This is a genomic window from Ruegeria sp. HKCCD7303 (assembly GCF_013111185.1).
In the GTDB taxonomy this organism is placed as follows: domain Bacteria; phylum Pseudomonadota; class Alphaproteobacteria; order Rhodobacterales; family Rhodobacteraceae; genus Ruegeria.
In genome coordinates this window covers 101,751-128,336 of sequence record NZ_WVRE01000005.1, presented here as the reverse complement: position 1 = coordinate 128,336, position 26,586 = coordinate 101,751, and the positions used below count along the sequence as shown (strand labels likewise).

Here is a 26,586-nt window from a genome sequence, read left to right as displayed (position 1 = left end):
CTACTTAGGTGACGGGGCCGCGGTCAACAGCATCTCTTTGACCTTTTCGCCTTCTGGTATCTGAAGCCGGACCGGCAGCGTGATCACCTTACTTCGGAATGCAGGTGGCAGGCGCACGGCGTCTTTTTCTGTGGTCACCATCTGAGCACCCAGAGTGCGTGCGTCGTTTTCCAGCCGGGTCATCAGGGCCTGGGTTAGGGGCTGGTGATCGTCCAATGCTTCGGCCCGTATCAAATCGGCACCCATACGGCGCAGAGTTTGAAAGAACTTTTCTGGGTGTCCGATACCGGCAAAGGCCAGCGCCCGGGTTCCTGTCCAGTCCATACCGGTTTGCAGCGGTTCGATTGCCCCAGTGACATGAGGCACCATCAGGTGGTCTTGCCATTGTTCAGCAAAGGTCTTTTGTGCGGTCTCGTCGCCAAGCGACAAAACCAGATTGGCGCGTTTCAGGCCCACATCCACGGGTTCGCGCAAGGGACCGGCGGGCAGACACAAGCCGTTTCCAAACCCGCGCTGCGCGTCGACGACGATAACCGAGAAATCCTTGCTGACCGAAGGGTTTTGGAACCCGTCATCCAGAACAATCACGGTCGCGCCTGCAGCCGCAGCCGCACGTGCGCCTGCAGCCCGGTCCTTGGCCACCCAAACCTCGCCGAACATTGCCAGCAGCAGCGGCTCATCTCCGACCTCGGCGGCTGTGTGTTTGGCCGGATCGACCTGCACCGGGCCTTCCAAAGACCCCCCGTGCCCACGCGTGACGACATGCGGCTCGTGCCATGCGTTTCTTAGTTGTTCGAGCGTCCAAATCACCGTGGGAGTCTTACCGGTACCACCTGCATTTAGGTTGCCGATACAGATCACTGGTACCCCGGGCTGCGCACCAGTTTGCGAGGCGATCCGGCGGGCTGTTGCTGCCGCATAGAGGTGACCGAGCGGCGCCAGAAGGCGCGCCCTCAGATCCCGTTGCTCAGGGGAAGTGTTCCAGAAATCAGGTGCCCGCACGTTCTGCACTCCGCTGATCCAGAATATCCTGCACCATGTCGATCAGGGCGTCCGCCTGGGGTGCGCCTTCGGTTATCATCTGCCATCCCGCCAGCGCCATCCCGGCCGCAAGATCCGGTGCCAAAAGTTCGATAAGTGCATCCCCCAATTCGGTCGCTGTCTTGACCTGTTTCGCAGCGCCCGCCCGCTGCAGCTGAGAATACAACGCGTCATGGCGGTGCACAAAGGGTCCGTGAATGATGGCTGATCCCAATGCAATAGACTCGGACGGATCACGCCCACCGGCGCCACGTTCCAGAGAGCTGGCCATAAAGGTCACAGCGGATACACGGCACCAAAGGCCCAGGTTTTCTGGGTCAGCGGTCAGGATCACTTGGGTGCTGTCTTCGATTTCGTCGCCGTCGTCCCAATTGACGCAACGCAAATCCATGGTCTCAAGCCGCCGCTTTAGCGGCCCTGCTTCCGTTTCGTCAGCGACATGCAGAACCAGAACAAGACGGTGCAGCATCCGAAGCACCTGCCGATGGGCCGTTAGAACCGAAATGAATTCTTTGTCTTGTACCCAAGCCGCCAGCCAGACCGGACGCCCTGCAAGGGTGTGGTTGGTTTCAATCAACTCGTCTTCGGGCCAGGGTCGCGGGTTTGGGCTGATACGCAGGGGTGGAGCCTCGTGGACCTTGGACGATTGAACACCAAGTCTGCGTATATGGCGTGCAGTCTCTGGCGATGCCGTCATGATTTCTTGAAAACAGTCAAAGGTTGCCCGGGTGATGTCCGGTAACCAACGTGCACTTCGCGGCAAGGAGACGCTGAATTCGGCATCGAATAATATCAGCGGGATGTCCTGATCACTTGCTCTGATTAAAATGTTGGGCTTCAGATCACCGCCGACCCAAAGACCCATTGTCGGATGCCAATGCTCCAGGAAACCACGCACAGCCCCGCTTTGGTCCTGAGGCAGGTTGGTCAGATGGAAATCACAACCTGGCCAACTGTCCAGATCTGCGTCCGGTGGACCGGTCAGGACAAAGCTCAGTTCGGATCGAACCTGAAGCAAGCGTTGGCAAAAGTCGCTCACAGCGCGCAAGTGACCTGGCGTGGCGACTTGAATCCAGAGCAACTCACCTTCAGGACGAGGTAGGTCGATGCGCTGACCGACGGTGTTGCGCATTCCCCAGGACAGAACCCTGTAGGCCGCCAAGCTCAGGGATCCCGGCTTGCTCATGCCCCAATCCCGGGTCCGCTCGGATCCAGCCGCTGTGAAAGCTCTTCATGCAGCGCCGCGTTCGCTGCGATTACTCCGTTCAGCCGAGGAGTGGCGTTGTTGAACACCAAAGATTGCCCAGCCCGGTCGGTACACACGCCACCGGCCTCTTGGATAATCAGATCACCGGCGGCAATGTCCCATTCCCAGCTTGGGCGCAAAGTCAGCATCGCGTCAAACCGCCCCTGTCCAACCAGAGCCATGCGATAGGCCAGAGACGGGCGATATGCGCGCCCGAAGTCAGGCACATGCCCGTCGCGCCAGTGCCGTGTATCGAGATTCGGCTTAGCTGCCAGAACTTCCGATTGCTGCAAGTCGACATAGGCCGAGGTTTTGATTTCCTCACCATTCAGCGTTGCCCCCATTCCCCGGGCGGCAGCATAAAGCAAATTCCGCATCGGCAAATAGATGACAGCGGCCGTCACTTTGCCTTCATCGGCGACGGCGATCGAATGCGCCCATGTGCGCGCACCCTCGGCAAAGCTGCGCGTGCCGTCAATCGGATCGATGATGAAGGCGTTGCGGCGCTCCAGCCGCTCGGACGTGTCCTCGGACTCCTCGCTCAACCAGCCATACCCCGGTCGTGCGGCACGCAGCCGATCCCCAAGCATTGCGTTCACGGCCAAATCGGCCTCGGTCACTGGACCGGCGCCATCGGGTTTATCCCAGCGCTGCGCTTGCGTCCCGGAATATCGTGTGGCGATCTTGCCGGCCTCGAGTGCTGCGTCAATGAGCAGGGACAGGTCAGTTGCCGGCAAGTGTCATTCCTTCGATCAGCAACGAGGGGACCACGCGTGACAGATATGGACGGGCGTCATTCGCCGGAATAATCCGTCGTAACATGTCCCGCAAATTACCTGCGATAGTGCATTCATTGACCGGATGTTTGATCTCGCCGTTTTCCACCCAGAACCCAGAAGCCCCGCGTGAATAGTCACCGGTGTTGGGGTTGATCGTCGACCCGATCATGGATGTGACCAGCAAGCCGGTACCCATATCACGCACCAGATCAGCACGGCTTTTGTCGCCCTGCGTCAGGCTGAGGTTCCAGTTGCTGGGAGAAGGCGGGCCGGACACGCCACGCGCAGCGTTGCCTGTTGACACCATGTCCAGCTTGCGTGCGCTGGATAGATCCAGCGTCCACCCGGTGAGGACACCGTTTTCAACAATTGCCCTGCGTTGTGTCGGCAAACCCTCGGCATCAAAAGGGCGAGAGCCCGAGATGCGCGGGCGGCGCGGGTCTTCGATCAGCGACAAATGCGCGGGCAGAACCTCTTGCCCCAAGCAATCCTTGAGCCAAGACGCGCCGCGTGCGATCGCTGCACCATTGCTGGCAGCCAATAGATGGCCGATCAGTGAAGACGAGATGCGTTCATCAAACAACACAGGGAAACTGCCGGTTTCAGGCTTGCGCGCGCCCACCTGCTGCACGGCGCGTTCACCTGCGGTGCGCCCGATCTCAACCGCGCTGCGCAGGTCGGATTGAAACGTCCGACTGTCGCCGTCATATTCCCGTTCCATCCCGGTGCCTTCGCCCGAGATCGCAACGCAAGACACTGACCGGCTGCTGCGCTCATAGCCGCCGGAAAAGCCGTTTGTGGCGGCCAGATGCACGCGGTGGGTTCCATAGCTCGCGGCCGCATCTGAGACCTGAGTGACACCTGATACAGCCAATGCCGCAGCTTCGGCTGCCAGAGCGTCCTGCATCAGGGTTTCGGCGGATGGGGCCGGGGTTGGGTCAATGAGTTCCAGTGACTGCGCATCCCAGTTGCTCAGCAGCTGGTCGCGATCAGCCAATCCTGAATACGGGTCTTCGGGGGCTTCTTTGGCCATTGCAACGGCGCGTTCCGCCATAGCGTGCAGGGTTTCCGGGCGGCTGTCGGAACTGGATACGATGGAAGACCGTTTACCCAGAAAGACCCGCAACCCCAAATCCGTGCCTTCCGAGCGTTCTGCATGTTCCAGCGCGCCGCCCCGCACCTCGACCGCAACCGAGGAGCCGTCAAGCACGATGGCATCCGCCGCCTCTGCGCCTGCTTTGCGGGCCACATCAAGCAATTGCTGGCTGATTTCTTCTGGTGTGCGGGTCATAAGGCCTCCGGGTTTATTTCCAAGGACCTAGCCTTGGACTGCCCGTCTCGCAAGACCCGTGACCGGATTGTGTGATGGGGATTTCGACAGACCCACCCCGGTTCAGAGATTTGGGCGAGGAACGGTGGAAAGAGGGCCGCAAGATACGCGGCCCTTTTCAAACATTATTTGATACGCTGGCCATTCGCTAGGATCTGACCATCCTCGGTGAATTCGATGGTCGAATTCAGTGTGTCCGGTTCTTCGCCCGGAACTGCCATCAGGCCCATCATCATCCGAGCCCCCAAGGCGTCATTGTCTGAAATGATACCCATGCCGATCAGGGTGTCGATCAACTGGTTGGCACCAACAAGTTCCAGGTTCGCAACGCCGCTTGGGCTGGGCAAGCCATCGAATTCTTCGGTGTTCGAGTTGTCGAACGCAAAATCGCCGTCACCTGTCAGTTTCGTACCGGCCAGAGACACCAGCAGTTCATTGATTTTCAGAGAATGCAGCTCACCCGGAGCTTCCTCGGACTCGAGGTCAATTTCCGGGTCGAAGATGTTCATCAGAACCTTTGCCGTGCCGGTGGCATCCAGCGCGATTGTCGCGGGATCACGCGGAAGTGCGCCTGCAGGATCGAATATACCCCACAGTACGTCCGACATCGTGAAATCGGTCAGATTAAACCCCAGACCAAACGGCTGAACTTCGTCCGACTGCTGAACCGGGAACTCAAAGTTAAGCCCGGCATTGGCCATTGAGATTTCAATCGGGAAGGGCAGGTCTGCTGTAGTCACTGCCAGCGTCGTGCTGTTTTGGTCGATGTCATAGACCAGCTTTTCGGCATCGATGGTGGCTGCAAAGCGCCCACCTTCCGAAGTACTGTTCATCGAAAATGCCTGGCCTTCGCTGGTTCCACTCAGATCCGTGTTGCCCGACGCGTAGGTAAAAACTCCGTCGAACGCAAAACCGGCTTCGTAAAAGGACTGCGGATCCGAAAGATCAATGTCTTTCGGAAACACGTTTTCGCCTTCAAATGCCAATTGGTCCAACTGCCCATTGATCAATCCGGTTTCACCGCTTTCAGGGTCCTGAAAGTTCATGTTGTAGGTCAGGCTGGCTGCATTGAATGTCTGTGTGAGATCGCGGTTTTCGCCGATCTGCATCCGCGAGCTGCCGTTCAGATCATTCGCCGCGACCGCCAGGTCAAAGACGTCATCCGGAACCGTTTCGCCGTCAACTGCGATCGAGTCCAGTGAAATACTAAGCATATCGGCATTGTAGTCATAGGTCATGTCTTCGGGGGCGCCCGATACGACCATGTTCAATTGGCTATGAGAATAGGTCACCGTAGCTGCAAAGTCGCCTTCTTCGGCCTGACCCGTGATTTTCATGGGAAAGTTCTCGGGTATGCCGACCGACACAGTCCCGTCGCCGTTTTCGGTCAGCGTCATTTCGGGCATGACCATTTGGAATTGCCCTTCCTCTTCGGGCAGTGCCATTGAAAGCGTCATGTTCGAAATCGTGGTCACACCGTCCGCCGAGCTTTCGTCGCCCGTGATGGTATAGCCCATCGAGGTAAAATAGCCTTGCCAGTTGGACCAGACATCATCAGCCGTCAGGTCGGCAAGCGCGCCCTGAGTGGCAACGGCATAAGCCAAAGCTGCACCGCAGCTGCGGCGGAGAAAAACGGACATAAGGTAACCCTTCTTGATCAATTTGTGGCGCATGGTCGGGTTTGTGACGGGTATCGTCAAGGGGGGGCAAGGGCTGGACCCTTTCCCCGTTTCCGGGCTACGGCTGTAGCCGAAAGCAATTGCAGCGCGTGAGGAGGGGCAGATGCAGGGTAAAACGGTTCTTATTACAGGGGCCAGCCGGGGAATCGGGGCTGAAGCAGGGCGCGTTTTTGCCGCAGCCGGGGCCAATGTGGCTTTGGTGGCGCGCAGCCACGACCAGATCGATGCTTTGGCAGCCGCTTTGGGCGATCAGGCCATCGCTTTGGCGTGTGATGTCAGCGACTTTGCGCAGGTCGAGCAGGCCGTGGCCACCTGTGTCGACCGTTTCGGTGGCTTGGATGTTCTGATCGGAAACGCCGGTGTGATCGATCCGATCTTTCATCTCTCGAACGCCGATACTGAGGCATGGAGCAAGGCCATCGACATCAACCTCAAGGGTGTCTTTTATGGAATGCGCGCCGCGCTGCCGATCATGCGGGCCGCTGGCGGGGGAAGCATTCTGACCATCTCGTCCGGGGCCGCATCAAACCCGGTTGAGGCATGGAGCCATTATTGCGCGTCCAAGGCCGGGGCCAAAATGCTAACGGAATGTCTGCATCTGGAAGAGGCCCATAACGGTATTCGCGCCATGGGCCTGTCACCGGGGACGGTGGCCACGGATATGCAGCGGTCGATCAAGGCCAGCGGCATCAATCCGGTTAGTCAACTGGATTGGGATGTGCACATTCCCGCAGACTGGCCCGCGCGGGCGCTGCTCTGGATGTGTTCCGATGATGCGAATGAGTTTTTAGGCACCGAAATCTCGCTGCGGTTGGAGGATATTCGCAAACGGGTTGGGCTGATATGATCAATTTGATCAAAGAGGATGGCCTGTGGACAGTCACAATCAATAACCCGGGCAAGGCCAACGCTCTGACCGGAGGCATGCTTACCGAACTGGCCGAGATTGCTGAGGCCGCGACCGAGGCGAAGGCGTTGATCCTGACAGGGGCGGGCAAGGTGTTCAGTGCCGGTGCCGATCTTGACGAAGCGCGCGCCGGTCTGGCCACGTCGGATGTCTGGGAACGTCTGTCTGGCGCCATTGCTGCACTGCCCTGCCTGACTGTTGCTGCACTGAACGGAACTCTGGCTGGCGGGGCCAACGGTATGGCCTTGGCCTGCGATTTGCGTATCGCGGTGCCCTCGGCCAAGTTCTTCTATCCGGTGATGAAGCTGGGGTTTCTGCCGCAACCTTCCGACCCCAAGCGGTTGGCGGCTTTGGTAGGACCGGCACGTACCAAGCTTATTCTGATGGCGGGCCAGAAAATCAGCGCACAAGAGGCATATGATTTTGGTTTGGTGGACCGGATTGTCGAACTTGATCACCTGATGCAGACCGCGCGCGATCTGGTGGCCGATAGCGTCAACGCCGACCCGAAGATTGCCGCCGGAATCGCAAGGTTGTGTTCATGAGGCTGTCGGCCCTGCGCCTGCGGGTCGCTGATCCGCTCAATTTGGCGGCCTTTTATCGCGACATTTTGGGTATGTTTGTCAGGGAAGAAGGGGCTAACGTTCGTGTAGGTTATGCGGGCGAGGATGCAGTTCTTCTGTTGCTGCCCGGCGGCGGTGGATACACCCATGACCGAGGCCAGCGTTATTGGAAGATCGGCATAACCGTACCGGATGTTGATCTTGCGGCGACCCATCTGCGCGCGCGGGATGTCCCGGTAAGCGATCCGAACCAGTTCCTGGATATCGGCTACATGTGTCATCTGACCGACCCCGAAGGATTTGTCATCGAGCTGTTGCAACAGGATTTCGAAGGCAACCGGCCTCCGTACGCCGCTGATCCCGATGCGCCGTTCGCGCAGGCGCGGATCGGTCAGATCACGTTGCGGACCGGGGATATCGCAGCTGAAGACACGTTTTGGCGCGGGCAAGGTATGTCATTGTTGTCCATGCAAGAGGTTGCTCCTTACGGCTTTGATCTGCATTTCTATGCCTTCACGCAGGAAACGCCTCCAAATCCCGATCTGTGGTCGGTTGAAAACCGGGAATGGCTTTGGAAACGGCCCTATACAACGCTGGAATTTCAGCACGTTGCGGGGGCTCAGTTCGCGCCTGTACCAGATTATCAGGGCATTGAAATCGAAGGCGTGCCTGAACCTCTGAACGACGCCTTTGGTGATCCGATCCTGCCGGGTTGATCACCGTCCGCGCCGTTTGCCTGGAACCTTTGACCGAAAGCCGGGTGGGCGTTTGCGAACCCAGTTCAGGAACTTTTCAAGCCTTGGATGCGCGCGCAGGGCTTCGACCGTGTTGTAATTGCGCGCCAGTTCGGCCTCGGTCAGTGTGGCATGGACCTCCTTATGGCAGATCTGATGCAAAAGAACGGTTGGCCCGCCCTTGCCTCCTTTGAGTTTTGGGATCAGATGATGCAGGCTGCCGCCTCCGTCGGGGATCGGGCGGTCGCAAAGCGGGCAGATCGGATCGCTGTTCGTCATAATGGTTAGAAACTTGCGCCTGAAAGTGGCGAAGGCAAGAGGATGTGAATGGCGCAGGCAGTGGTAATCGGAGCAGGCCCCGCCGGGTTGATGGCCGCCGAACAACTGGCCGCTGCAGGGCATTCCGTGCTGGTGGCCGAGGCTAAACCGTCAGTCGCGCGTAAGTTCCTGATGGCTGGAAAATCTGGACTGAACCTGACCAAGGAAGAGCCGTTCGATACCTTGATCCGCGCATACGGCGAGGCTGCGGATTGGTTGACTCCAATGGTTTCCGCTTTCGATTCCGATGCGGTTCAACACTGGGCGCGCGATCTGGGTCAGCCGTTGTTTACAGGCTCAACAGGCCGGGTTTTTCCCGAGGTTATGAAAGCCTCCCCCCTATTGCGCGCCTGGCTGGCCCGGTTAGGAAACGCAAGGGTAGAGGTCAATACCCGCTGGCGCTGGACAGGCTGGGAGGGTGAGGCGCTGAAGTTCGACACCCCCGACGGGGTGCGCAGCGTTTCGACTGATGTCACCGTACTGGCGCTGGGTGGGGCAAGTTGGGCGCGCCTTGGCTCGGACGGTCAGTGGACAGAAGCTCTTGCAAGTAGAGGTGTGGCTCTGGCTCCATTCGAGCCAGCAAATTCTGCTCTTTCCGTAGATTGGAGCGATCATATGCGACCACACTTTGGGGCCGCGTTGAAATCGGTCCGCTGGATGGCAGGCGATTCTGAAAGTCGAGGCGAAGCCGCAATTTCTGCAAAGGGGCTGGAGGGCAGCGGGCTGTATTCGCTCACCCCAGCCTTGCGTGTCGGGCAGTCGTTGTTTGTGGATTTGGTGCCCGATCTGGATCACAAAACCCTGCAGGCGCGCTATGCCGCGAAACGGTCGAAAGTTACTCTGTCTCAGTGGTTTAGAAAGTCACTGAACCTGTCGCCTCAAAAAGCCGCAATTTTCCATGAGATGATGAAACGCAGCGGCACAGCTCAACCAGATCAGTTTGCAGTGTTAAAGAAACTGCCCATCCTCTACGCCGGTCTGCGCCCGATGGATGAAGCAATCTCGACGGCAGGGGGCGTTAAAAGCGCGTCGTTGGATGGCGGCCTGATGCTGACCGCGTTGCCGGGTGTGTTCTGTGCCGGAGAGATGTTGGATTGGGAGGCCCCGACAGGGGGTTATTTGCTGACAGCCTGTCTGGCTACCGGACGGTGGGCTGGTCTGGCAGCCGCAGATTGGCTGGAAAAGACCCGGTAGTTCAACGTGATCGCGCCAGCATCGCAAGGCGGATCATGGCGCGTTCCACCAAGGCCATAGCGGGTGCCGTTTGACCTGCAGACCTAAGCGATAAATCCGTGTCGGTCAGAACCGTCAGCGCAGTTTCCAGCTTCGGTGCGCCCCATCCCTGCGCCTGTCGCAGAATACGGTCCCGCCGCTTGCCATAAACCGGCGGGCGCAGCTTGCCGATACCCTGTGCCGCGCCGCCCGGATCCGAGGCGCAGGCATAAAGCGTTCGAAAATGCCGGGTCGCCCCAATGCACAATGTCACACCATTAGTCCCTTGCGCCTGCAAGCGCCGGATCAATGGTCCGATCTCGCCCGCGCGGCCTTCGGCTACCACATTAAGAACATCGTCCAATGCGGCTTCGGTCGAGCGTGGGGCGCATGCTTCGACGTCTTCGATGGTCAGTTCTGAACTGTCCCCACGCTTGTAAAGCGACAGTTTCTCAACGGTTTGGGCGAAATCGCCGGGGCTGAGGCTGACTGCCAGCTCGCTGATGGCAGACATGACATCGCGGGGTATGTTCTTCAGGCCTGACTTGGTCAGAATCCGTTCCACCTCGGCGCGGGATGGCGGGTCGTCATAGATGCCTACCGCATAGGCTGCGGGGTGTGCTTCGAACGCTTTGCGAATTTTCGAACTGGGTTTCAGTTGCCCGGCCGTAACGACGATCTGGGAGTCTCCGGGGGCCCAATCTTCAAGCGCGGCCAGAATCGAAGGTGCTGCGGTTTCGGTGGCCTCTTCGACAAATACCGCGCGGGGGCCGGGAAAGAACCCAACGGCCTTGATGGCATCCAGCAACAACGCGGGATCACCGCGCAGATCGCTGCCGGGCAGGCGTGTCAGGCGCATTTCCTCTTCGGCACCGGGGCCAAGCAAAGCTGTCAGAACCTGCTGACGCTTGAGCGCGACCCGCATCGCATCCGCGCCATAGATCAGCAACCCGGTCTTGTCCGCGTCCGGCTTGGAGAAATATCCATCAGCCTCGCGCGGGCTCAGCTTCATGTGGCCAGATCCGGTTTTGAATTCAATCGGTTCACGATCTGGCTCGATAGAATCACCATCAGGCGGTCTTTGGCGTCGCGCTCATCAGCCAGGGTGGAAACGGTCGAACCCGCGGCGGAATAGGCCACAAAGTCGGTCGCAGTACCCGAAGCTACGATCTGTCCGGTTGCATTGGACCGCAGCGTATACTGGGCCCGCCCGTCAATCGTGTACCGTTGCGTTTCATTCGTCGTGGTAATCGCAGCCCTACGCGTCACGGTTGTGACCCGCACGTCCAATTTGTACTTGCTGACCGCATCAGCGCTGCGGCCCAGTTGCTGTTCCAGATTCTGGACCAGAAGATAGCTGTCGACATTGTTCGGCTCGGACACAGCAACCTTGCCGTAGAGTTGCGAACCCGTTCCCCCAGGTGCGTAGACCGGTTGGAAGCCACAGGCCGCGCCAAGGAAACAGGCGGCCAGCGGCATCAGCAAAAGGGTTCTGCGGTTAAACAACGACATTCACGATCCGACCTGGAACTACGATCACTTTCTTGGGCGCGTTGCCATCCAGCGCCCTTTGCACAGCTTCGGTGCTGAGCGCGATTTTTTCAACCTCGTCCTTGGCCAGATCCTTGGAGACGCTGATTTCCGCGCGACGCTTGCCGTTGATCTGGATGGGAAGGGTAACGGTGTCATCAACCAGCATCGCCTCATCAGCGACGGGCCAGGCTGCGGTGGCAACCAGACCTTCACCACCCAACATGTTCCAAAGCTCTTCAGACAGGTGCGGTGTCATCGGCGACATCAGCTGTGCCAGCGTTTTGGCGGCTTCGCGTTTGGCCCCAGAGCCTGCCTTGGATTTGGCTAGCGTGTTGGTGAAAGCATACAGTTTGGCAATCGAGGCGTTGAAGCCAAAGGATTCGACGCCGCCCGAGACATCGTGGATCGCCTTGTGCATCTCGCGCAGCAGGGTTTCGTCTTCGCCATTGGCCGGAACGTCCGACGCGACGATTTCAGAGGTGATGCGATGTACGCGGCTCAGGTGTTTAAAGGCAGCCTCTGCACCCGAAGCAGTCCATTCCACGTCCCGCTCGGGCGGCGAATCGGACAGTACGAACCAGCGCGCGGTGTCGGCTCCGAAGGCCGAGATGATGCTAACCGGGTCCACCACGTTTTTCTTGGATTTCGACATCTTGGCCGAGGGGATGATCTCGACCTCAGTGCCATCTGCCAGTTTGCCGTCGGTAACGTCCTCGGGCAGGTGATAGACCGGGCGGCCATTGGCGTCGCGGGTCTGGTAAATCTCATGCGTCACCATGCCTTGCGTGAACAGCGCATCGAAGGGCTCGATGGCTTTTTTCGGCAGGTGGCCGGTGATCTGCATTGCCCGGGCAAAGAAGCGGGAATACAGCAGGTGCAGAATCGCATGTTCGATGCCGCCGATATACTGGTCGACATTCATCCAGTATTCGGCCTCGGCCAGATCGGTTGGCGTCTCAGAACGGGGCGCGGTGAAACGGGCGAAATACCACGACGAATCGACAAACGTGTCCATCGTATCGGTTTCACGCTTGGCCGGAGCCCCACATTTCGGGCAGGCGCAATCCCGCCACGTCGGGTGGCGGTCCAACGGGTTGCCCGGTTTGTCGAAAGTGACATCGTCGGGCAGGCGGACCGGCAGGTTTTCTTTTTTCTCGGGCACCACACCGCAGCTGTCGCAGTGCACAACAGGAATCGGGCAGCCCCAATAGCGCTGGCGGCTCAGGCCCCAGTCACGCAGGCGGTATTTGGTCACGCCTTCGCCCCAACCGGCCTTTTCGGCGAAATCGACGGTGGCATTGATGGCCTCGTCGCCGGTTGCCTCGGTTAGGCCCGCGAAATGATTCACCCAGCGGACTTTTTCGGTTTTCGGCGGAACGAACGCGATCTTGTCGACCGGCGTGTTATCGTCCAGGGCAAAGAACGTATCGATCACCGGCAGGTCGTATTTGCGGCAGAAATCAAGGTCGCGCTGGTCATGCGCCGGGCAGGCAAAGATCGCGCCCGTGCCGTAATCCATCAGGATGAAGTTCGCGATCCAAACCGGCAGTTCCCAGTTCGGGTCCAACGGGTGCTTGACGCGAATACCGGTGTCATAGCCCAGCTTTTCGGCGGTCTCGATGGCCTCTTCGGTGGTGCCGCCTTTGCGGCATTCGGCAACAAATTCAGCAACTTCGGGGTTTTCGGCCTCGAGCTGCTTGGCAATCGGGTGATCCGGCGAGATACCAACAAAGGACGCGCCCAGCAGCGTGTCGGGGCGAGTCGTGTAAACCGTGATTGGGTCGCCACCATCGGTGCGTTCGAACCCAAATTGCAGGCCGCGCGACTTGCCGATCCAGTTTTCCTGCATCAGCCGCACCTTGGCGGGCCAATTGTCCAGCGTGTCCAACGCGTCCAGAAGTTCTTCGGAATAGTCGGAAATCTTGAAGAACCATTGCGTCAGTTCGCGGCGCTCGACCAAAGCGCCCGAACGCCATCCGCGCCCGTTTTCCACCTGCTCGTTCGCCAGAACGGTCATGTCCACCGGATCCCAGTTCACCACCGCGTTCTTGCGGTAAACCAGCCCGGCTTCGAGCATGTCCAGGAACAGAGCCTGCTGCTGGCCGTAGTATTCAGGATCACAGGTGGCGAATTCGCGTGACCAGTCAATCGACAGACCCAAAGGCTTCATCTGCCCGCGCATGTCGGCGATGTTGCCATAAGTCCAATCTTTCGGATGGCCACCAATAGCCATCGCGGCGTTTTCGGCAGGCATCCCGAAGGCGTCCCATCCCATCGGGTGCAGTACGTTATGCCCTGTCGCCAGCTTGTGACGCGCAATCACGTCACCCATCGTATAGTTGCGCACGTGTCCCATATGGATTCGGCCGGACGGGTAAGGGAACATCTCAAGCACATAATACTTTGGCTTGTCCGCCTTGTGGTTGGCGGTGAAGATTCCGGCCTTGTCCCAGGCCTCTTGCCATTTTGCTTCGATTTCGTTGGCCGAATAGCGCGACATTGTGCGGTCCTTCGTGAATGAAAACGCCGGGTAGGAACCCGGCGTGGTATTAGTGTGATTTTCGGCGGGTTGCTAGAACTTGTTGTCCGCAATGCGTAGCTGACGCGCACGAGACAGAATAGCGTCCTCTACAGCGCGGGTCGTTGCAGCGCTTACAGGTGCCCCGCCGTTGGCTTGCAGAGCAACGGACAACGACCTGGCTGCCAGCGCAGGGTCACTGATGTGAACGGTAGCCCGGTATGAACGCCCTCCACCCGGCGGTGTGCCGTAACCCGTTACAATGACACCGGTAAACGGATCGACTTCTTGCACGGGCAGGAAACTCAGCACATCAAGTGAAGCCGCCCAAAGGTAGCGATTCACATTGGTCACCTGCTCGGCTGTGCTGCGGTCGAAAATGTCCCAAATTGTCGAACGGTTAGGATCGTTCAACTCGCGTTCATCTGAATTGCCGCCGGCGAGGTTGGGCGTATAGGTCGTCGAGGCGCTTTGATTCTGTCCACATGCCGAAACAGCGGCGGTCAGCATGATCAATCCCAAAATCGTCGGCAGGCGCATTGTAAACCGGTCCTGTTTCACTTGTTCTACGGTATTCAGGGGATACTCCTAGCCAAGGACCCCCTCTGCAACAACCCTATTCTTCTGAAATCCTGGCGGGTGGCCGGTATTGGGGGGTGAGCGGACTGTGGCATCCTTGCACCAATCTGACCCCAATGACGCCGCAGCGTTTATGCCAAGCTTGCGCAAAGGGGGCAAAAAGAGCGAAACGGTGTCCGTGCTGAGACATATGCCGAGGCATGTGTCGAGTAGATAACTCTTTTTGAAACCGAGGGAAACAAGATGAAAAAAGTTCTCTTCGCATCGACGGCGCTGATCGCGACCGCAGGCGTTGCAGCAGCTGAAGTTAACTTCAGCGGTTACGGCCGTTTTGGTATTGGCTACGTTGAAGATCGTGTCGGTGCCGTTACGAACATCTCCACTTCGGGTGGCGTGATCACCACCATCAACACCGCAGTTGTTGACACCGACGACGCAATCCTGGTTTCGCGTTTCCGTCTGAACATCGACGGTATCGTTGAAACCGACGGTGGCGTTCGCTTCGAAGGTCGTGTTCGTCTGCAAGCTGACGAGGACAGCAGCACCGGTGAAGCAAACTCGGCCGGCCTGAACGGCGCGCGCTTCTCGGTCATCTACGGCGGTCTGCGTGTTGACGCTGGCAACGTTGCAGGTGCCTTCGACAACTTGGCAAACTACTACGGCAACGAAGTTGGTCTGGAACTGTTCGCAGGCCAGTATTCGGGTGTTAACTACAGCTTCCTGGGTTACTCGTCGACCGGTTCGGGTTCGAACGCCGTGTTCTTCCAGTACGCTGTTGGTGACTTCGCCTTTGGCGCGTCGTACGATCAGGCGACCATTGGTATCAACGGTGTTGCCACCGATGCTGACCGCTGGGACATCAGCGCGACCTACACCTTCAACAACATCACCGCCGCTGTGGCCTATGGTCAGACCGACGCTGGTGTTTCCGGTGTTAGCGATCCGAGCCTGACCGTTCTGACCCTGGGTGCAGAATTCGGTGACTTCTCGGGTACTCTGTTCGTTGCAGACGACGCAACCGAGATCGCAGCAACTGACGGCACCGCATGGGGTCTGTCGGCAGCCTACAACCTGGGCGCTGCAACCACCCTGCTGTTCACCTACGGTGACGGTAACGCTGATGCCGACCTGCAGCAGGTTGCAATCGGTGCGATCTACGACCTGGGTGGCGGTGCATCGCTGCGCGGTGGTATCGGTGTGAACGACTGCGACATCTGCGCAGACTCGACCATCGTTGCTGACTTCGGTGCTCAGTTCAACTTCTAAGCTGATCTGAACCGTAAGGTTTAAGGGCGGGTCTTCGGACTCGCCCTTTTCTTTTGTGCCGACTTGGTGTTTTTCTGCGCCAAAGACAGATTGAGGATCCCATGTCGCTGCAAGATATCACCGCTCGTATCGCCAAAGCCGAGGACAGGTCGGGGCGTCCGACAGGCTCTGTTAAACTCATCGCCGTGTCGAAAGTTCAGCCGAATGAACGTGTACAGGCGGTCCTGGAGCAGGGGCACAGGTGTTTCGGCGAAAATCGGGTGCAGGAAGCCGCCGGGAAATGGCCGGCCTTCAAAGAACAGTTCGATGGGGTCGATCTGCACCTCATTGGCCCGTTGCAGACCAACAAAGCTCGGCAGGCGATGGAGCTGTGCAACGCGATCCACTCTTTAGATCGCCCCAAACTGGCCAAGACGCTGGCGCGATTGGCGCAAGAGATGGGGTCATGCCCGGATATGTTCATTCAGGTCAACACGGGTGAGGAGCAACAAAAGGCCGGTATACTTCCCGCGGATGCTGACGGGTTTATCGCCGAGTGCACGGCCTTGGATTTGCCGGTTCGCGGATTAATGTGTATCCCTCCCGTAGACGAAGAGCCGACGCTGCATTTCGCTCTTTTAGCCAAAATCGCCGCGCGCAACGGTCTGGAGGGATTGTCGATGGGGATGAGTGGCGATTTCGAGCAAGCTATCGCTTTGGGTGCAACCCATGTCCGCGTTGGCTCGGCCATTTTTGGCGAACGCGTTAAACCTCAGGAATAATCAGGCGGGTTCCCAAGGCAATGCGCCCCGCGATCCAGTGCAAATGGTCCCGACGAAAAGCCACGCATCCTTCGGTTGGATAGCCCGGCCTGCGCCATTGGTGTAAGAAGATTGCTGATCCATCGCCGGGGACGGCGTTGGGCCAGTTCCAGTCTGTCAAAAGAACCAGATCATAAAGCGGGTCGGATCGACGAAGTTTTTCGTGACTAAAGGCGTATGGCGCAGCAACCATGTGGTTGTAGTTGCTGTCAGATACGTCATCCGACCATAAATCCTGCGGGCCAATCGGTCGCGCCCAGTAATTCGGTCGTGCAATCCGGTCTGCGCGGTAAAGCATTCCGATAATCCGATGCGCCCCAGTGGGTGTCGCACCATCACCTTCTCGCTTTGATTTGCTCAAACCGCCTTTTCCAATGGAACAAGGGAAGGTTCTGCCCAGAAACCGAATACCGCGCGGTGTCAGCACAAGGTCACTGGGGGTCAAAGCAGATGCCCCGACTTCGCAGCCTTTGTCGCCAGATAGCCCCGGTTATGCGCTGTTTCACCCACTTTCAGGGGCACGCGTTCGGTCACGGCAATCCCTGTCCGCTCCATCATTGCGATCTTGGCCGGGTTGTTGGTCAACAACCTGACCGAGTTGAAGCCCAGTGATTTCAAAATGTCCGAGCCCAGCCGGAAATCGCGTTCATCATCTTCAAAACCCAGCCTGTGGTTTGCTTCGACCGTGTCAAACCCCTGATCCTGCAGGAAATAGGCCCGCATCTTGTTGGCCAATCCGATGCCGCGACCTTCCTGATTGAGATACAGCAAGACACCAGCGCCTTCAGATCCCATCTGTGCCAATGCTCCGCGCAACTGCGGCCCGCAGTCGCATTTCAGACTGCCCATCAGGTCGCCTGTAAAGCAGGCAGAATGCAATCGGGCCAATACCGGCTTGTCCCGATCCGGGCGGCCAATTTCGACGGCATAGTGTTCTTCGCCACCATCTTCTGGCCGGAAAACGTGCAGGCGACCGGCCTCTGACACTTCCATCGGCAATCGGGCGGCAACCACTTCGTGCAATGCGCTACGATCTGCCAGATGCGGTGCGGCGCGCGTGTGATCAATGCAGGTCAGGCCATGCGTGGCAGCAAACGAACGACCTTCTTCTATCGAAACAACGACCGCCGCTGGAAGAATCCGCGCGGACTTTGCCAGCGCGATTGCGATACGATGCAGATTGGCATTGCCCTGCCGCTCGGTCATCAGCGGGCCTTTCATCGGCGCACTCAGGTCGTCCGAAGGGTCAGCCACTGCCTGAACCCAGGTGATATCCGCATCTGCGGGCACCACAACACGTGCTAAATCCCCGTCATAGGCCCGCGCTTTGAGCGTTTCGGCCCTACGCCCGGTTATCGCCACAACCGGTGTCCCTAATGCCTTCAGGTCAGCCAGGCGCTGCGGGCTCAGCGTCTCTGCCGACACTGCAAGCACGCTATAACCGCTGTCGTCGGTCAGTGCCACGGGAACACCCATGCGCAAGTCAGCCCGGGCTCGGGCCAGCAACTCAGTGATATCGGGGGCGAGACTCATCTAGGTTACCCTATTACGTTCAACCCTTCTCCTAGCTCTTTCGGAACGAAATGTGAAACATTTCTGCGAACTCTGACACGAAGGCGTGAGACCGTTGCAGCAAATCTTGTTGATTGCATCTTTCGCGCGCAAGTGATGGAAAAGCGTTTGGAGGACCGGGAAATGGCACAACTCAAAAAAATCCTGTTGGTGGACGATGACGAGGATCTGCGCGAGGCTCTCAGCGAGCAACTTGTAATGACCGAGGATTTCGATGTGTTCGAAGCCTCTGACGGAGCCTCGGCGATGGAACGTGCGCGTGAGGCGATCTATGACTTGGTCATTCTGGATGTTGGCCTGCCCGACACGGACGGGCGCGAGCTGTGCCGCCTGATGCGCAAGCAAGGCGTCAAAAGCCCCATCCTGATGCTGACCGGCCATGACAGCGACGCTGATACCATTCTGGGTCTTGATGCTGGCGCGAACGACTATGTCTCCAAACCTTTCAAATTCCCCGTACTTCTGGCCCGCATCCGTGCCCAGCTGCGCCAGCATGAGCAGTCGGAAGATGCCGTCTTTGTGCTTGGCCCCTATACGTTCAAACCGGCGATGAAGATGTTGATCACCGAAGATGACCGTAAAATTCGCCTGACCGAGAAGGAAACGAACATTCTCAAGTTCCTGTACCGCTCGACCGACGGCGTCGTGGCGCGAGATGTTCTGCTGCACGAGGTCTGGGGTTATAACGCCGGTGTGACAACCCACACGCTGGAAACCCACATCTACCGTCTGCGTCAGAAAATCGAGCCCGATCCGTCCAATGCGCGCCTTTTGGTCACAGAATCCGGTGGATATCGGCTGGTGTCTTAACTCGTTATGGATTGATGTGGATCAAAGTGATACTGTGAAGTCATAATTAGGTTACTCCCAACCCGCGCATGTCCGGGTCATGACATGCACCTCCCTGTTGGACTGCCGGGCCGAATGGCCCGGCTTTTTTTGTGGGGTGGTTGGCAAGATGGCTGCTTTGAGCCCAGCAGAGACATCTCCAAACCCTCACGTTACAATCGATCGCAATGGAAATGGAACGCCATACCGGAAAAGTATCTAAGATTGTCCGAAGCAGGATTGTTGTGCCGACACAACTGTCGGCCAGTGAGCGGCGAACACTGTCGCACAAACTGTATTCAGTACATCAAAAGATCTTTGCGGGTGTTTCCGCCGAAGAGTTTCATCAGCACGTGATAGAACCACCGGCAGAAACAACATCCATCCAGCTTTACTGCGCGGCAGACCAACGTGTTATTGGTTATTGTGCAGTTCACCGTTATCGACGCCAAGTGCATGGGCGCGGCGCCATAGTACTGCGGGCAGAGGCTGGGTTGGAACCTGGGTTTCGCGGGCGCGGCGCAACCTACGGCTTCGGGATCGTACGTGCTTTAACTGAAAAGCTCAGCCATCCATTCACCCCGGTGTACTATCTCGGCACGCTCGTTCACACGTCGAGCTATCACCTGTTCTGCAAGTATTTTCGGCGAATTTTCCCGCACCCGGACATTAAACAGCCCGCTGATATTCAGGAAATCGCGCGCCAGCTCATAGAAAGTTTCTCTGATCCGGCAGTTCGTCCAGAAGACCCGTTTGTGCGCGACGTCGGCTGGGTCACTATCGAAACACCGCAAGAAAAACGTCTCAATGAACAGCTTGATCCATCAGACGTGCAGTTCTTTAAGCGACGCAATCCAGGTTTCACGAAGGGTCATGGCCTTGTCGTTCTAGTTCCGATGACCTGGGTCAACCTTTTAGGAGCACTTCTTTCACTTCTTTACGAGCGCGCGCGCATCGCTTCCGGACTTCATAAACCCGACCTTTGATTGAACGGCGGCTTCGTCCGCATAGCGGTCGCTCATTGACCTGGCTTTTTGGGGCCTTTTCCCATGGCACCCCATCCCACACCACGCTAACCTCCGTCCAACCGCGACAAAGGAATCCCCCATGCCCTTCACCCTTGCCACCTGGAACATCAACTCGGTCCGCCTTCGCGAGCCTATCGTATTGAAATTGTTGCAGGAAGAAGCGCCGGATGTTTTGTGCCTGCAGGAGTGTAAATCACCTGTCGAAAAGATCCCGACCGAAGGGTTTGCCGAGCTGGGCTATACCCACATGGTTGCACGCGGTCAGAAGGGCTATAACGGCGTCGCGATCCTGTCGCGCCTGCCGATGGAAGAGGTGGGCGACAAGGACTTCGCCGGTCTTGGCCACGCCCGCCATATTGCCGGGCGGTTGGAGAATGGTGTCACCATCCACAACTTCTATGTCCCGGCAGGTGGTGACGTGCCGGATCGGGAGGTGAATGAGAAATTCGGCCAGAAGCTCGACTACCTCACCGAAATGCGCGACTGGTTCCATGCGGAGAAGCCCGAGAAATCCATACTGGTCGGCGATCTGAACATCGCACCGCGTGAAGACGATGTCTGGTCGCATAAACAACTGCTCAAGGTTGTCTCGCACACACCGATCGAGGTTGAGCACCTGGCCGAAACACAGGACGCAGGTGGTTGGGTCGACATTACGCGGCAGGATATACCTGAGGGTCAGCTGTACAGCTGGTGGTCTTATCGGGCGCGCGATTGGGACGCAGCCGATAAAGGGCGGCGGCTGGATCATGTCTGGGCCACGCCGGATATTTCCAACGCGGGCCATTCCAGCCGCATCCTGCGGGACGCGCGCGGGTGGGAAAAGCCCAGCGATCATGCTCCGGTCTTTGCGACCTTTGACGTCTGAGATGTAACTCTGCCCTTGGTTTCTGCGGCAAGCGATTGCATATAGGGCGCAAGTTCGAACGAAAGAGTGATTGCCATGGACCTTCTGAACGGCGCAGATTCCCCCGCCACCGATCTGATCAAAGACGGGAGCGAGGCCACTTTCATGGCCGACGTGGTCGAAGCTTCGCAGGAAACGCCAGTAATTGTTGACTTCTGGGCACCCTGGTGTGGTCCGTGCAAAACGTTGGGCCCGATGCTGGAAGAGGCTGTTACCGCCGCGAAAGGCGCGGTGAAGATGGTCAAGATCAACGTGGATGAGGCGCAGATGATCGCCTCGCAAATGCGGATTCAGTCGATCCCAACCGTCTATGCCTTTTTCAAGGGCCAACCGGTCGATGGGTTTCAGGGCGCGCTGCCAGGGTCCGAGATCAAGGCGTTTGTCGACCGTGTGATCGAAGCGGCTGGCGGTGAAAGCCCGGGCGGCCAGTTGGATGATGCAGTGCAAGCCGCCGAGGAAATGCTGACCGAAGGCGCGGCTGCGGACGCGGCGCAAACTTTTGCGGCCATTCTGGGTGAAGACCCGAACCACGCAGCAGCCTATGGCGGTTTGGTGCGGGCACATATCGCAACCGGCGATCTGGAACAGGCCGAGGCGATTCTGAATGGCGCCCCAGCTGAGATTTCGACATCCGCCGAGCTGGAGGCTGCACATGCACAACTTGCGCTGGCCAAACAGGCCGCGGATGCAGGCCCCGTCGCCGAGTTGACGGCTGCTGTTGAGGCTGATCCAGGCAACCACCAAGCCCGGTTCGATCTGGCCCAGGCCCTGCATGCGAACGGCGATGTGGAAGAGGCTGTGGCGCAACTGTTGGAGCTGTTCCGCCGGGATCGCGAATGGAATGACGGCGCGGCCAAAACCCAGCTTTTTACTATCTTTGATGCACTCAAGCCCAATGATCCGATTGTTCTGAACGGTCGCCGCAAACTCAGCTCGATGATATTTGCCTAATCCCCGATCAGAGCTAGAATTGGGTACATGATTCATCCCGCCGACTTGCCGGATACGGTATCCGTTTTTCCATTGCCCGGGGCACTGCTATTGCCCCGGTCGCCTTTGCCTCTGCACATCTTCGAGCCGCGCTATCTACAGATGCTGGACGATGCGCTGAAAACCAAGGAAAGGCTGATCGCGATGGTTCAGCCGAACCCATCGGTCAGCGACGAGAACAAGCTGCACCGTATTGGCTGTGCGGGGCGGGTGACGCAGTTTTCCGAAACAGAAGACGGCCGGTATCTGATCACGCTGACCGGAGTGTCCCGCTTCCGAATTGTGTCAGAGTTGGACGCGTTCACACCCTATCGCCGGTGTGCTGTCTCGTGGGATGGATTTGATCGCGATCTTGGTAAGGCCGAGAAAGACGACGGGTTCAATCGCCCGAAATTCCTGACCCTTCTGGAACGTTTCTTTTTGTCCCGGCAATTGTCGACCGATTGGGAGTCAATGAAAGACGCTGAAGATGAGTTGCTTGTGAACTCATTGTCTATGCTTTTGGATTTCGATCCCGAAGAAAAACAAGCTCTTTTGGAGGCCCCCTGCCTGCGCACCCGGCGCGAGACGCTGGTGACGCTGATTGAATTCGCCATGCGCGGCGGATCAAACGAGGAAAAACTGCAATGACTGACACTGACCACGCTTTCGACCGCCGTATGCTCGAAGCGCTGATCTGCCCGCAGACACACACAACGTTGCGTTATGACGCAGAAAAACAAGAGCTGGTGTCCAAAGCTGCCGGGTTGGCCTTTCCCATCCGCAACGGGATCCCGGTCATGTTGATCGATGAGGCGCGGCAGCTCGACTAGATAGCTCGCCCTTGCAACAGCTTGGGCAGATCTCCGGTCAATCCTGCGGCCTCACGAACGAAGCCACGGCGCAATCCGGGCAATGACCCGACAATTCCCATTCCAATATCCCGCCCGAGGCGCAGCAGGGGGTTATCGTTGGAAAACAGCTTGTTGAAGACATCCGTCGCCATCGCAAGCGAGGCGGTGTCAAAGCGGCGCCATTCCTGATAGCGCTCCAACACTATGACCGAGCCGATATCCTCGCCGCGCCGCCCGGCCAGTGTCAGAACCTCGGCCAATGCGCCGACGTCGCGCAGGCCGGCATTTAGCCCTTGGCCTGCAATTGGGTGCATCCCGTGCGCGGCATCGCCGACCAGTGCCATGCGGTCACTGATGAAGGAATTGGCGATGGTCAGGTTCAGCGGGTATGTGAAACGGTCGCCTGCCAGACGGATATCACCCAGGAAATCGCCGAACCTTGGGCGTAGCACTTGCAGATAATCTTCTTCAGACATGGCGTTGATCCGTGCTGCAGCCTCGGTACGCTCACTCCAGACGATAGAGCTGCGGTTTCCGGTCAGCGGCAGAATCGCAAGCGGACCGGGGGGCATGAAGAACTGATGGGCAATGCCATTGTGCGGCAGATCATGTTCGATGGCACAGACCAGCGCGGTCTGACCATAATCCCAACCGGTGCGTTTAATACCCGCCCGTGACGCGGTGTCACTGCGGCGGCCGTCGCACCCAACCAGCAGGCCGCCGCCCACGGTTGTGCCGTCGTCCAACGTTAAGGTCACTTCGGTGGCGTCGGCTTGTTGGGATACAACTGTCTTACCGCTTATCTGGGAGATGCGCGGCGCCTCTGCCATTGCGTCCAGAAAAGCGCGGCGCAGATGGCGGTCTTCGACCATATACCCCATCGGGCCTTCTTCGATCTCGGCATGATCAAAATGCATGAAAAACGGCGATGGCCCTGTTCCGGCATGGCCATCTGTGACCTTGATTTCCAGCATTGGCTGAGCGTGTTCAGCAACGCGATCCCATACGCCGATCGCATCCAGCAGCCGTTGCGACGCCAGGGCCAGCGCATAGGCACGACCGTCAAATGCCGCATTCTTGCGAACCTTTTCCGCCAGCGCATCAATCACCGTGACCGAGTGCCCGGTTTGTGCCAGTGCCAGCGCCAAGGCTGGGCCGTTCAGCCCGCCGCCCACAATCAGAATGTCAGATGCCTGTGTCATGCCCTGCAATATGCGCGCCCTTTCGGGATTGTCCATGTGCAGTCCTGTCGCTACCGTCACCCAAAGCCGAAAAATCAGGAGGGGTGAGATGCAGGATTGGTTGACCATGACCGCGTGTGATTTGGGCCGTGGCATTGGGATGGGTCAGATTGACCCGGTTGAGCTGACGGAAACCTACCTGTCAGCCATCGACTCTCATCCGCATCGGGACCGCATCTATGCCCGCGTCACCCACGACCGCGCCCGGTCCGAGGCTGAAGCAGCCCAGCAACGCGCCAAACTGGGCCTGCGTCGGTCTTTGCTGGACGGCGTTCCGATCAGTTGGAAAGACCTATTCGACACAGCGGGCACTGTGACCGAGGCGGGTTCGGCGCTGCTAAAAGATCGTGTGCCGGATGCGGATGCGCTGGTGTTGCGCAATGCGACTCAGATGGGCACCGTCTGTCTAGGCAAAACGCATATGAGTGAGCTGGCATTCTCTGGTCTGGGTCTTAACCCGATTACCGAAACGCCGCCTTGCGTTCATGATGAAGCCGCTGTCCCCGGTGGGTCGTCTTCAGGGGCTGCGGCTTCGGTTGCGTGGGGTTTGGCGGCTTGTGGAATTGGATCGGACACGGGCGGGTCGGTGCGTATTCCGGCGGCGTGGAATGACCTTGTGGGATTGAAAACCACTGTCGGGCGGCTGAGCCTGGAAGGTGTGGTGCCGCTCTGCTTGCGGTTTGATACGGTCGGGCCTCTGGCGCGGTCAGTCGCGGACGCAGCGCATATGCTGGCTCTGCTTGAGGGTGGAACGCCAGCCGATCTGCGCGGTGCGTCGCTGAAAGGCCGGCGCTTTGCCGATTTGCAGAACATCGCCAAGGACGATCTGCGTGACACACCGGGTAAGGCATATGAGGATGCCCTTGCAAAACTTGCGGATGCGGGGGCTGAAATCGTGCCTTTAGAGGTGCCTGCGCTGAACGAGGCCATGACCCTGACCAGCATCGTTTACACGACCGAGGCCTATGGGCTGTGGCGCGATGTGATCGAAGCCAATCCCGAAGCGATGTATCCTGAGATTCTTGAACGGTTCCGTATTGGCATGGGATTCTCTGGCCCCGACTATGTGGCCGCCTGGTCCAAGCTCAAGGCTTGCCGCACCGCATGGGACGCAGCAACCGCCGGTTTTGATGCGGTTCTGGCCCCCACGGCCCCGATTCTGCCGCCTAATCTGGAACGGTTGATGAGCGACCACGACTACTACGTGACCGAGAATCTACTGGCCCTACGCAACACGCGGATTGGCAATCTGATGGGTCTTGCAGCGCTGAGCCTACCCACCGGAACCCCCAGTTGCGGGTTGATGATGTTGGGTTATCCCGGCTCGGAAGAGGCCCTTTTGCGGCTGGGCTCAGCAGCAGAAGCGGTACTGGCCTGAATGCCACAATCCCCTGATTCGGAACCTCTTTGTCTGGACGAAGAGGGGCCCGGGCTGTAATCTGCCAAAAAAACGGGGCGTAAATGACCCCGATATTGAGGCAGTACTATGGATTTCCCCGAGCGGTTTTCGAACCTACCGGCTTATGCATTCTCGCGTCTGCGCGCCCTGTTGGATCATCACCAGCCGGGCGGTGACGTCGTTCACATGACGATTGGCGCACCCACACATGATTTTCCGGCCTGGGTGACGGATGTCATCATGGAAAACGCCTCTGGGTTTCAGGGCTATCCGCCAAACGAAGGTTCAGAAGACCTGCGTGGTGCGATCACGGATTGGATTCATCGCCGCTATGGCGTTCAGATGGACCCGGATGCCAATGTGATGGCGCTGAACGGCACCCGTGAGGGGCTTTACAACGCCGCTATGGCGCTGTGTCCGGAACAGAAGAACGGCCAGCAACCGATCGTCCTGTGCCCGAATCCGTTTTATCAGGTCTACATGGTCGCTTCGCTTTCGGTCGGGGCGCAGCCCTATTTTGTACCCGCCACCGACGCAACGGGTCATCTGCCAGATTATGCCGGCCTGCCCGCGGAGGTGCTGAATCGCACCGCTGTGGCCTATATCTGTTCGCCTGCCAATCCGCAGGGGGCTGTTGCTTCGCGTGACTACTGGGGCGAACTGATCCGTTTGGCCGAGCAATACGATTTCCGCATTTTTGCCGACGAATGCTATTCTGAGATTTACCGGGACAAGGCCCCGACGGGCGTTTTGACCGTCGCGCAAGAATTGGGCGCTGATCCTGAACGGATCACACTGTTCAACTCGCTTTCCAAACGTTCGAACCTGGCCGGGTTACGGTCGGGGCTGATCGCGGGCGGGCCGGAGACGATCAAACAGGTCAAGCAATTGCGCACCTACGCCGGGTCGCCTTTGCCGCTGCCCTTGCAGGCTGCCGCGGCAAAGGTGTGGGCAGATGAAGAACACGTCCGCGAGAACCGCGCGCTCTATCAGGAAAAATACGCAATCGCGGATGAAGTCTTCGCGGGCGTGCAGGGATACATGTCGCCTGAGGCTGGGTTCTTCTTGTGGCTGCCGGTCGACAATGGCGAAGACACCGCATTGAAGGTCTGGAAGGACACCGGGGTTCGGGTCCTGCCGGGCGCATATCTTTCACAAGGTGATCCGGGGAATAGCCCGGGCAAAGGCTTTATCCGGGTTGCATTGGTAGCCCCAAAAATAGAGTTGCAGCGTGGTCTGATCACACTCCGCGACTGTATCTATTCGTGAGGTACGAGGGCAAA

The 26,586-nt window shown here is 58.3% G+C and carries 27 protein-coding genes; 14 read left to right on the top strand and 13 right to left on the bottom strand.

The window, feature by feature from the left end; genetic code table 11:
- The 5 genes from lpxK to GS630_RS14350 all read right to left on the bottom strand — a co-directional run bounded on the left by lpxK (position 1) and on the right by GS630_RS14350 (position 6,036).
- The gene (gene lpxK / locus GS630_RS14370) at positions 1-1,002 is read right to left on the bottom strand and encodes a tetraacyldisaccharide 4'-kinase (RefSeq protein ID WP_171620085.1); all 1,002 of its coding nucleotides are present in this window, start codon (positions 1,000-1,002) and stop codon (positions 1-3) included.
- Positions 989-2,227, bottom strand: a complete 1,239-nt coding sequence (locus GS630_RS14365) for a 3-deoxy-D-manno-octulosonic acid transferase (RefSeq protein ID WP_171620083.1) — start codon at positions 2,225-2,227, stop codon at positions 989-991. The genes lpxK and GS630_RS14365 overlap by 14 nt, the downstream gene beginning before the upstream one ends.
- The gene (locus GS630_RS14360) at positions 2,224-3,024 is read right to left on the bottom strand and encodes a 3'(2'),5'-bisphosphate nucleotidase CysQ (RefSeq protein WP_171620081.1); all 801 of its coding nucleotides are present in this window, start codon (positions 3,022-3,024) and stop codon (positions 2,224-2,226) included. The genes GS630_RS14365 and GS630_RS14360 overlap by 4 nt, the downstream gene beginning before the upstream one ends.
- On the bottom strand, positions 3,011-4,357 hold the full coding sequence (locus GS630_RS14355) for a TldD/PmbA family protein (RefSeq protein ID WP_171620079.1): 1,347 nt from the start codon (positions 4,355-4,357) through the stop codon (positions 3,011-3,013). Before GS630_RS14355 ends, GS630_RS14360 begins: the two co-directional genes overlap by 14 nt.
- Before the next feature lie 164 nt (positions 4,358-4,521).
- Positions 4,522-6,036, bottom strand: coding sequence for a DUF2125 domain-containing protein (locus tag GS630_RS14350; protein ID WP_171712072.1), 1,515 nt, complete (start codon positions 6,034-6,036; stop codon positions 4,522-4,524).
- A 142-nt stretch (positions 6,037-6,178) separates the two neighbouring features.
- Here GS630_RS14350 and GS630_RS14345 point away from each other — a divergent pair, with 142 nt between their 5' ends.
- Genes GS630_RS14345 through GS630_RS14335 form a run of 3 tightly spaced genes read left to right on the top strand, consistent with a single transcriptional unit; the run spans position 6,179 to position 8,261 of the window.
- Positions 6,179-6,922: an SDR family oxidoreductase gene (locus GS630_RS14345; protein ID WP_171236087.1), complete on the top strand. Its 744-nt coding sequence runs from the start codon at positions 6,179-6,181 to the stop codon at positions 6,920-6,922.
- Complete coding sequence (locus GS630_RS14340; RefSeq protein WP_171620075.1) at positions 6,919-7,527, top strand: enoyl-CoA hydratase/isomerase family protein; 609 nt, start codon at positions 6,919-6,921, stop codon at positions 7,525-7,527. The genes GS630_RS14345 and GS630_RS14340 overlap by 4 nt, the downstream gene beginning before the upstream one ends.
- Positions 7,524-8,261 carry a VOC family protein gene (locus GS630_RS14335; RefSeq protein ID WP_171620073.1) on the top strand — a complete coding sequence of 246 codons (738 nt, stop codon included), beginning with the start codon at positions 7,524-7,526 and terminating at the stop codon, positions 8,259-8,261. The genes GS630_RS14340 and GS630_RS14335 overlap by 4 nt, the downstream gene beginning before the upstream one ends.
- On the opposite strand, the gene GS630_RS14330 is transcribed toward GS630_RS14335, so the two are convergent.
- A complete protein-coding gene (locus GS630_RS14330; protein WP_171180292.1) occupies positions 8,262-8,558 on the bottom strand; it encodes an HNH endonuclease in 297 nt (98 codons plus the stop codon). It abuts the gene before it with no gap.
- A gap of 48 nt (positions 8,559-8,606) precedes the next feature.
- Here GS630_RS14330 and GS630_RS14325 point away from each other — a divergent pair, with 48 nt between their 5' ends.
- Positions 8,607-9,791: a TIGR03862 family flavoprotein gene (locus GS630_RS14325; protein ID WP_171236084.1), complete on the top strand. Its 1,185-nt coding sequence runs from the start codon at positions 8,607-8,609 to the stop codon at positions 9,789-9,791.
- Between the two features lies 1 nt (position 9,792).
- On the opposite strand, the gene holA is transcribed toward GS630_RS14325, so the two are convergent.
- The 4 genes from holA to GS630_RS14305 all read right to left on the bottom strand — a co-directional run bounded on the left by holA (position 9,793) and on the right by GS630_RS14305 (position 14,400).
- On the bottom strand, positions 9,793-10,821 hold the full coding sequence (gene holA / locus GS630_RS14320) for a DNA polymerase III subunit delta (RefSeq protein WP_171620071.1): 1,029 nt from the start codon (positions 10,819-10,821) through the stop codon (positions 9,793-9,795).
- Entirely contained in the window at positions 10,818-11,321 is a 504-nt protein-coding gene (lptE, locus tag GS630_RS14315; protein WP_171180286.1) for an LPS assembly lipoprotein LptE, read from the bottom strand. Before lptE ends, holA begins: the two co-directional genes overlap by 4 nt.
- Positions 11,308-13,842, bottom strand: a complete 2,535-nt coding sequence (gene leuS / locus GS630_RS14310; protein ID WP_171620069.1) for a leucine--tRNA ligase — start codon at positions 13,840-13,842, stop codon at positions 11,308-11,310. The genes lptE and leuS overlap by 14 nt, the downstream gene beginning before the upstream one ends.
- Positions 13,843-13,914: 72 nt before the next feature.
- Entirely contained in the window at positions 13,915-14,400 is a 486-nt protein-coding gene (locus tag GS630_RS14305) for a DUF3576 domain-containing protein (RefSeq protein WP_171180282.1), read from the bottom strand.
- Positions 14,401-14,682: 282 nt separating this feature from the next.
- Between GS630_RS14305 and GS630_RS14300 the strand changes: the two genes are divergently transcribed.
- Both GS630_RS14300 and GS630_RS14295 read left to right on the top strand, forming a co-directional pair.
- Positions 14,683-15,705 (top strand): porin, encoded by a 1,023-nt coding sequence (locus GS630_RS14300; protein ID WP_171620067.1) that lies wholly within the window; start codon positions 14,683-14,685, stop codon positions 15,703-15,705.
- 101 nt (positions 15,706-15,806) lie between these two features.
- The gene (locus tag GS630_RS14295; RefSeq protein WP_171620065.1) at positions 15,807-16,466 is read left to right on the top strand and encodes a YggS family pyridoxal phosphate-dependent enzyme; all 660 of its coding nucleotides are present in this window, start codon (positions 15,807-15,809) and stop codon (positions 16,464-16,466) included.
- On the opposite strand, the gene GS630_RS14290 is transcribed toward GS630_RS14295, so the two are convergent.
- Positions 16,450-16,950, bottom strand: a complete 501-nt coding sequence (locus tag GS630_RS14290; protein ID WP_171180275.1) for a L,D-transpeptidase — start codon at positions 16,948-16,950, stop codon at positions 16,450-16,452. The genes GS630_RS14295 and GS630_RS14290 overlap by 17 nt on opposite strands.
- The gene (ribA, locus tag GS630_RS14285) at positions 16,947-18,038 is read right to left on the bottom strand and encodes a GTP cyclohydrolase II (RefSeq protein WP_171620063.1); all 1,092 of its coding nucleotides are present in this window, start codon (positions 18,036-18,038) and stop codon (positions 16,947-16,949) included. The genes GS630_RS14290 and ribA overlap by 4 nt, the downstream gene beginning before the upstream one ends.
- A 162-nt stretch (positions 18,039-18,200) precedes the next feature.
- Between ribA and GS630_RS14280 the strand changes: the two genes are divergently transcribed.
- The 6 genes from GS630_RS14280 (at position 18,201) to GS630_RS14255 (ending at position 22,642) form a co-directional block, all read left to right on the top strand.
- A complete protein-coding gene (locus tag GS630_RS14280) occupies positions 18,201-18,887 on the top strand; it encodes a response regulator transcription factor (RefSeq protein ID WP_171180271.1) in 687 nt (228 codons plus the stop codon).
- Between the two features lie 263 nt (positions 18,888-19,150).
- Positions 19,151-19,891, top strand: coding sequence for a hypothetical protein (locus tag GS630_RS14275; RefSeq protein WP_371809140.1), 741 nt, complete (start codon positions 19,151-19,153; stop codon positions 19,889-19,891).
- A gap of 121 nt (positions 19,892-20,012) precedes the next feature.
- Complete coding sequence (locus GS630_RS14270) at positions 20,013-20,801, top strand: exodeoxyribonuclease III (protein ID WP_171180266.1); 789 nt, start codon at positions 20,013-20,015, stop codon at positions 20,799-20,801.
- Between the two features lie 75 nt (positions 20,802-20,876).
- Complete coding sequence (trxA, locus tag GS630_RS14265) at positions 20,877-21,791, top strand: thioredoxin (RefSeq protein WP_171180264.1); 915 nt, start codon at positions 20,877-20,879, stop codon at positions 21,789-21,791.
- 27 nt (positions 21,792-21,818) lie between these two features.
- The gene (locus GS630_RS14260; RefSeq protein WP_171180262.1) at positions 21,819-22,460 is read left to right on the top strand and encodes an LON peptidase substrate-binding domain-containing protein; all 642 of its coding nucleotides are present in this window, start codon (positions 21,819-21,821) and stop codon (positions 22,458-22,460) included.
- On the top strand, positions 22,457-22,642 hold the full coding sequence (locus GS630_RS14255; RefSeq protein WP_171180252.1) for a Trm112 family protein: 186 nt from the start codon (positions 22,457-22,459) through the stop codon (positions 22,640-22,642). Before GS630_RS14260 ends, GS630_RS14255 begins: the two co-directional genes overlap by 4 nt.
- On the opposite strand, the gene GS630_RS14250 is transcribed toward GS630_RS14255, so the two are convergent.
- A complete protein-coding gene (locus GS630_RS14250) occupies positions 22,639-23,901 on the bottom strand; it encodes an FAD-dependent monooxygenase (RefSeq protein WP_245222917.1) in 1,263 nt (420 codons plus the stop codon). The two genes, GS630_RS14255 and GS630_RS14250, sit on opposite strands and share 4 nt — an antisense overlap.
- A gap of 52 nt (positions 23,902-23,953) precedes the next feature.
- On the opposite strand from GS630_RS14250, the gene GS630_RS14245 reads away from it, so the two are divergent.
- A complete protein-coding gene (locus tag GS630_RS14245) occupies positions 23,954-25,282 on the top strand; it encodes an amidase (protein WP_171620059.1) in 1,329 nt (442 codons plus the stop codon).
- Between the two features lie 108 nt (positions 25,283-25,390).
- Positions 25,391-26,572, top strand: a complete 1,182-nt coding sequence (locus tag GS630_RS14240) for an aminotransferase class I/II-fold pyridoxal phosphate-dependent enzyme (protein WP_171712070.1) — start codon at positions 25,391-25,393, stop codon at positions 26,570-26,572.
- The last annotated feature ends 14 nt before the right edge of the window (positions 26,573-26,586 follow it).

Bases quoted from the DNA above. Each gene is read 5' to 3' on its own strand.
- GS630_RS14365 (WP_171620083.1), bottom strand. From the start codon at position 2,227: ATGAGCAAGCCGGGATCCCTGAGCTTGGCGGCCTACAGGGTTCTGTCC.
- GS630_RS14355 (WP_171620079.1), bottom strand. From the start codon at position 4,357: ATGACCCGCACACCAGAAGAAATCAGCCAGCAATTGCTTGATGTGGCC.
- GS630_RS14350 (WP_171712072.1), bottom strand. From the start codon at position 6,036: ATGTCCGTTTTTCTCCGCCGCAGCTGCGGTGCAGCTTTGGCTTATGCC.
- GS630_RS14345 (WP_171236087.1), top strand. From the start codon at position 6,179: ATGCAGGGTAAAACGGTTCTTATTACAGGGGCCAGCCGGGGAATCGGG.
- GS630_RS14340 (WP_171620075.1), top strand. From the start codon at position 6,919: ATGATCAATTTGATCAAAGAGGATGGCCTGTGGACAGTCACAATCAAT.
- GS630_RS14335 (WP_171620073.1), top strand. From the start codon at position 7,524: ATGAGGCTGTCGGCCCTGCGCCTGCGGGTCGCTGATCCGCTCAATTTG.
- GS630_RS14330 (WP_171180292.1), bottom strand. From the start codon at position 8,558: ATGACGAACAGCGATCCGATCTGCCCGCTTTGCGACCGCCCGATCCCC.
- GS630_RS14325 (WP_171236084.1), top strand. From the start codon at position 8,607: ATGGCGCAGGCAGTGGTAATCGGAGCAGGCCCCGCCGGGTTGATGGCC.
- holA (WP_171620071.1), bottom strand. From the start codon at position 10,821: ATGAAGCTGAGCCCGCGCGAGGCTGATGGATATTTCTCCAAGCCGGAC.
- lptE (WP_171180286.1), bottom strand. From the start codon at position 11,321: ATGTCGTTGTTTAACCGCAGAACCCTTTTGCTGATGCCGCTGGCCGCC.
- leuS (WP_171620069.1), bottom strand. From the start codon at position 13,842: ATGTCGCGCTATTCGGCCAACGAAATCGAAGCAAAATGGCAAGAGGCC.
- GS630_RS14305 (WP_171180282.1), bottom strand. From the start codon at position 14,400: ATGCGCCTGCCGACGATTTTGGGATTGATCATGCTGACCGCCGCTGTT.
- GS630_RS14300 (WP_171620067.1), top strand. From the start codon at position 14,683: ATGAAAAAAGTTCTCTTCGCATCGACGGCGCTGATCGCGACCGCAGGC.
- GS630_RS14295 (WP_171620065.1), top strand. From the start codon at position 15,807: ATGTCGCTGCAAGATATCACCGCTCGTATCGCCAAAGCCGAGGACAGG.
- ribA (WP_171620063.1), bottom strand. From the start codon at position 18,038: ATGAGTCTCGCCCCCGATATCACTGAGTTGCTGGCCCGAGCCCGGGCT.
- GS630_RS14280 (WP_171180271.1), top strand. From the start codon at position 18,201: ATGGCACAACTCAAAAAAATCCTGTTGGTGGACGATGACGAGGATCTG.
- GS630_RS14270 (WP_171180266.1), top strand. From the start codon at position 20,013: ATGCCCTTCACCCTTGCCACCTGGAACATCAACTCGGTCCGCCTTCGC.
- trxA (WP_171180264.1), top strand. From the start codon at position 20,877: ATGGACCTTCTGAACGGCGCAGATTCCCCCGCCACCGATCTGATCAAA.
- GS630_RS14260 (WP_171180262.1), top strand. From the start codon at position 21,819: ATGATTCATCCCGCCGACTTGCCGGATACGGTATCCGTTTTTCCATTG.
- GS630_RS14255 (WP_171180252.1), top strand. From the start codon at position 22,457: ATGACTGACACTGACCACGCTTTCGACCGCCGTATGCTCGAAGCGCTG.
- GS630_RS14250 (WP_245222917.1), bottom strand. From the start codon at position 23,901: ATGGACAATCCCGAAAGGGCGCGCATATTGCAGGGCATGACACAGGCA.
- GS630_RS14245 (WP_171620059.1), top strand. From the start codon at position 23,954: ATGCAGGATTGGTTGACCATGACCGCGTGTGATTTGGGCCGTGGCATT.
- GS630_RS14240 (WP_171712070.1), top strand. From the start codon at position 25,391: ATGGATTTCCCCGAGCGGTTTTCGAACCTACCGGCTTATGCATTCTCG.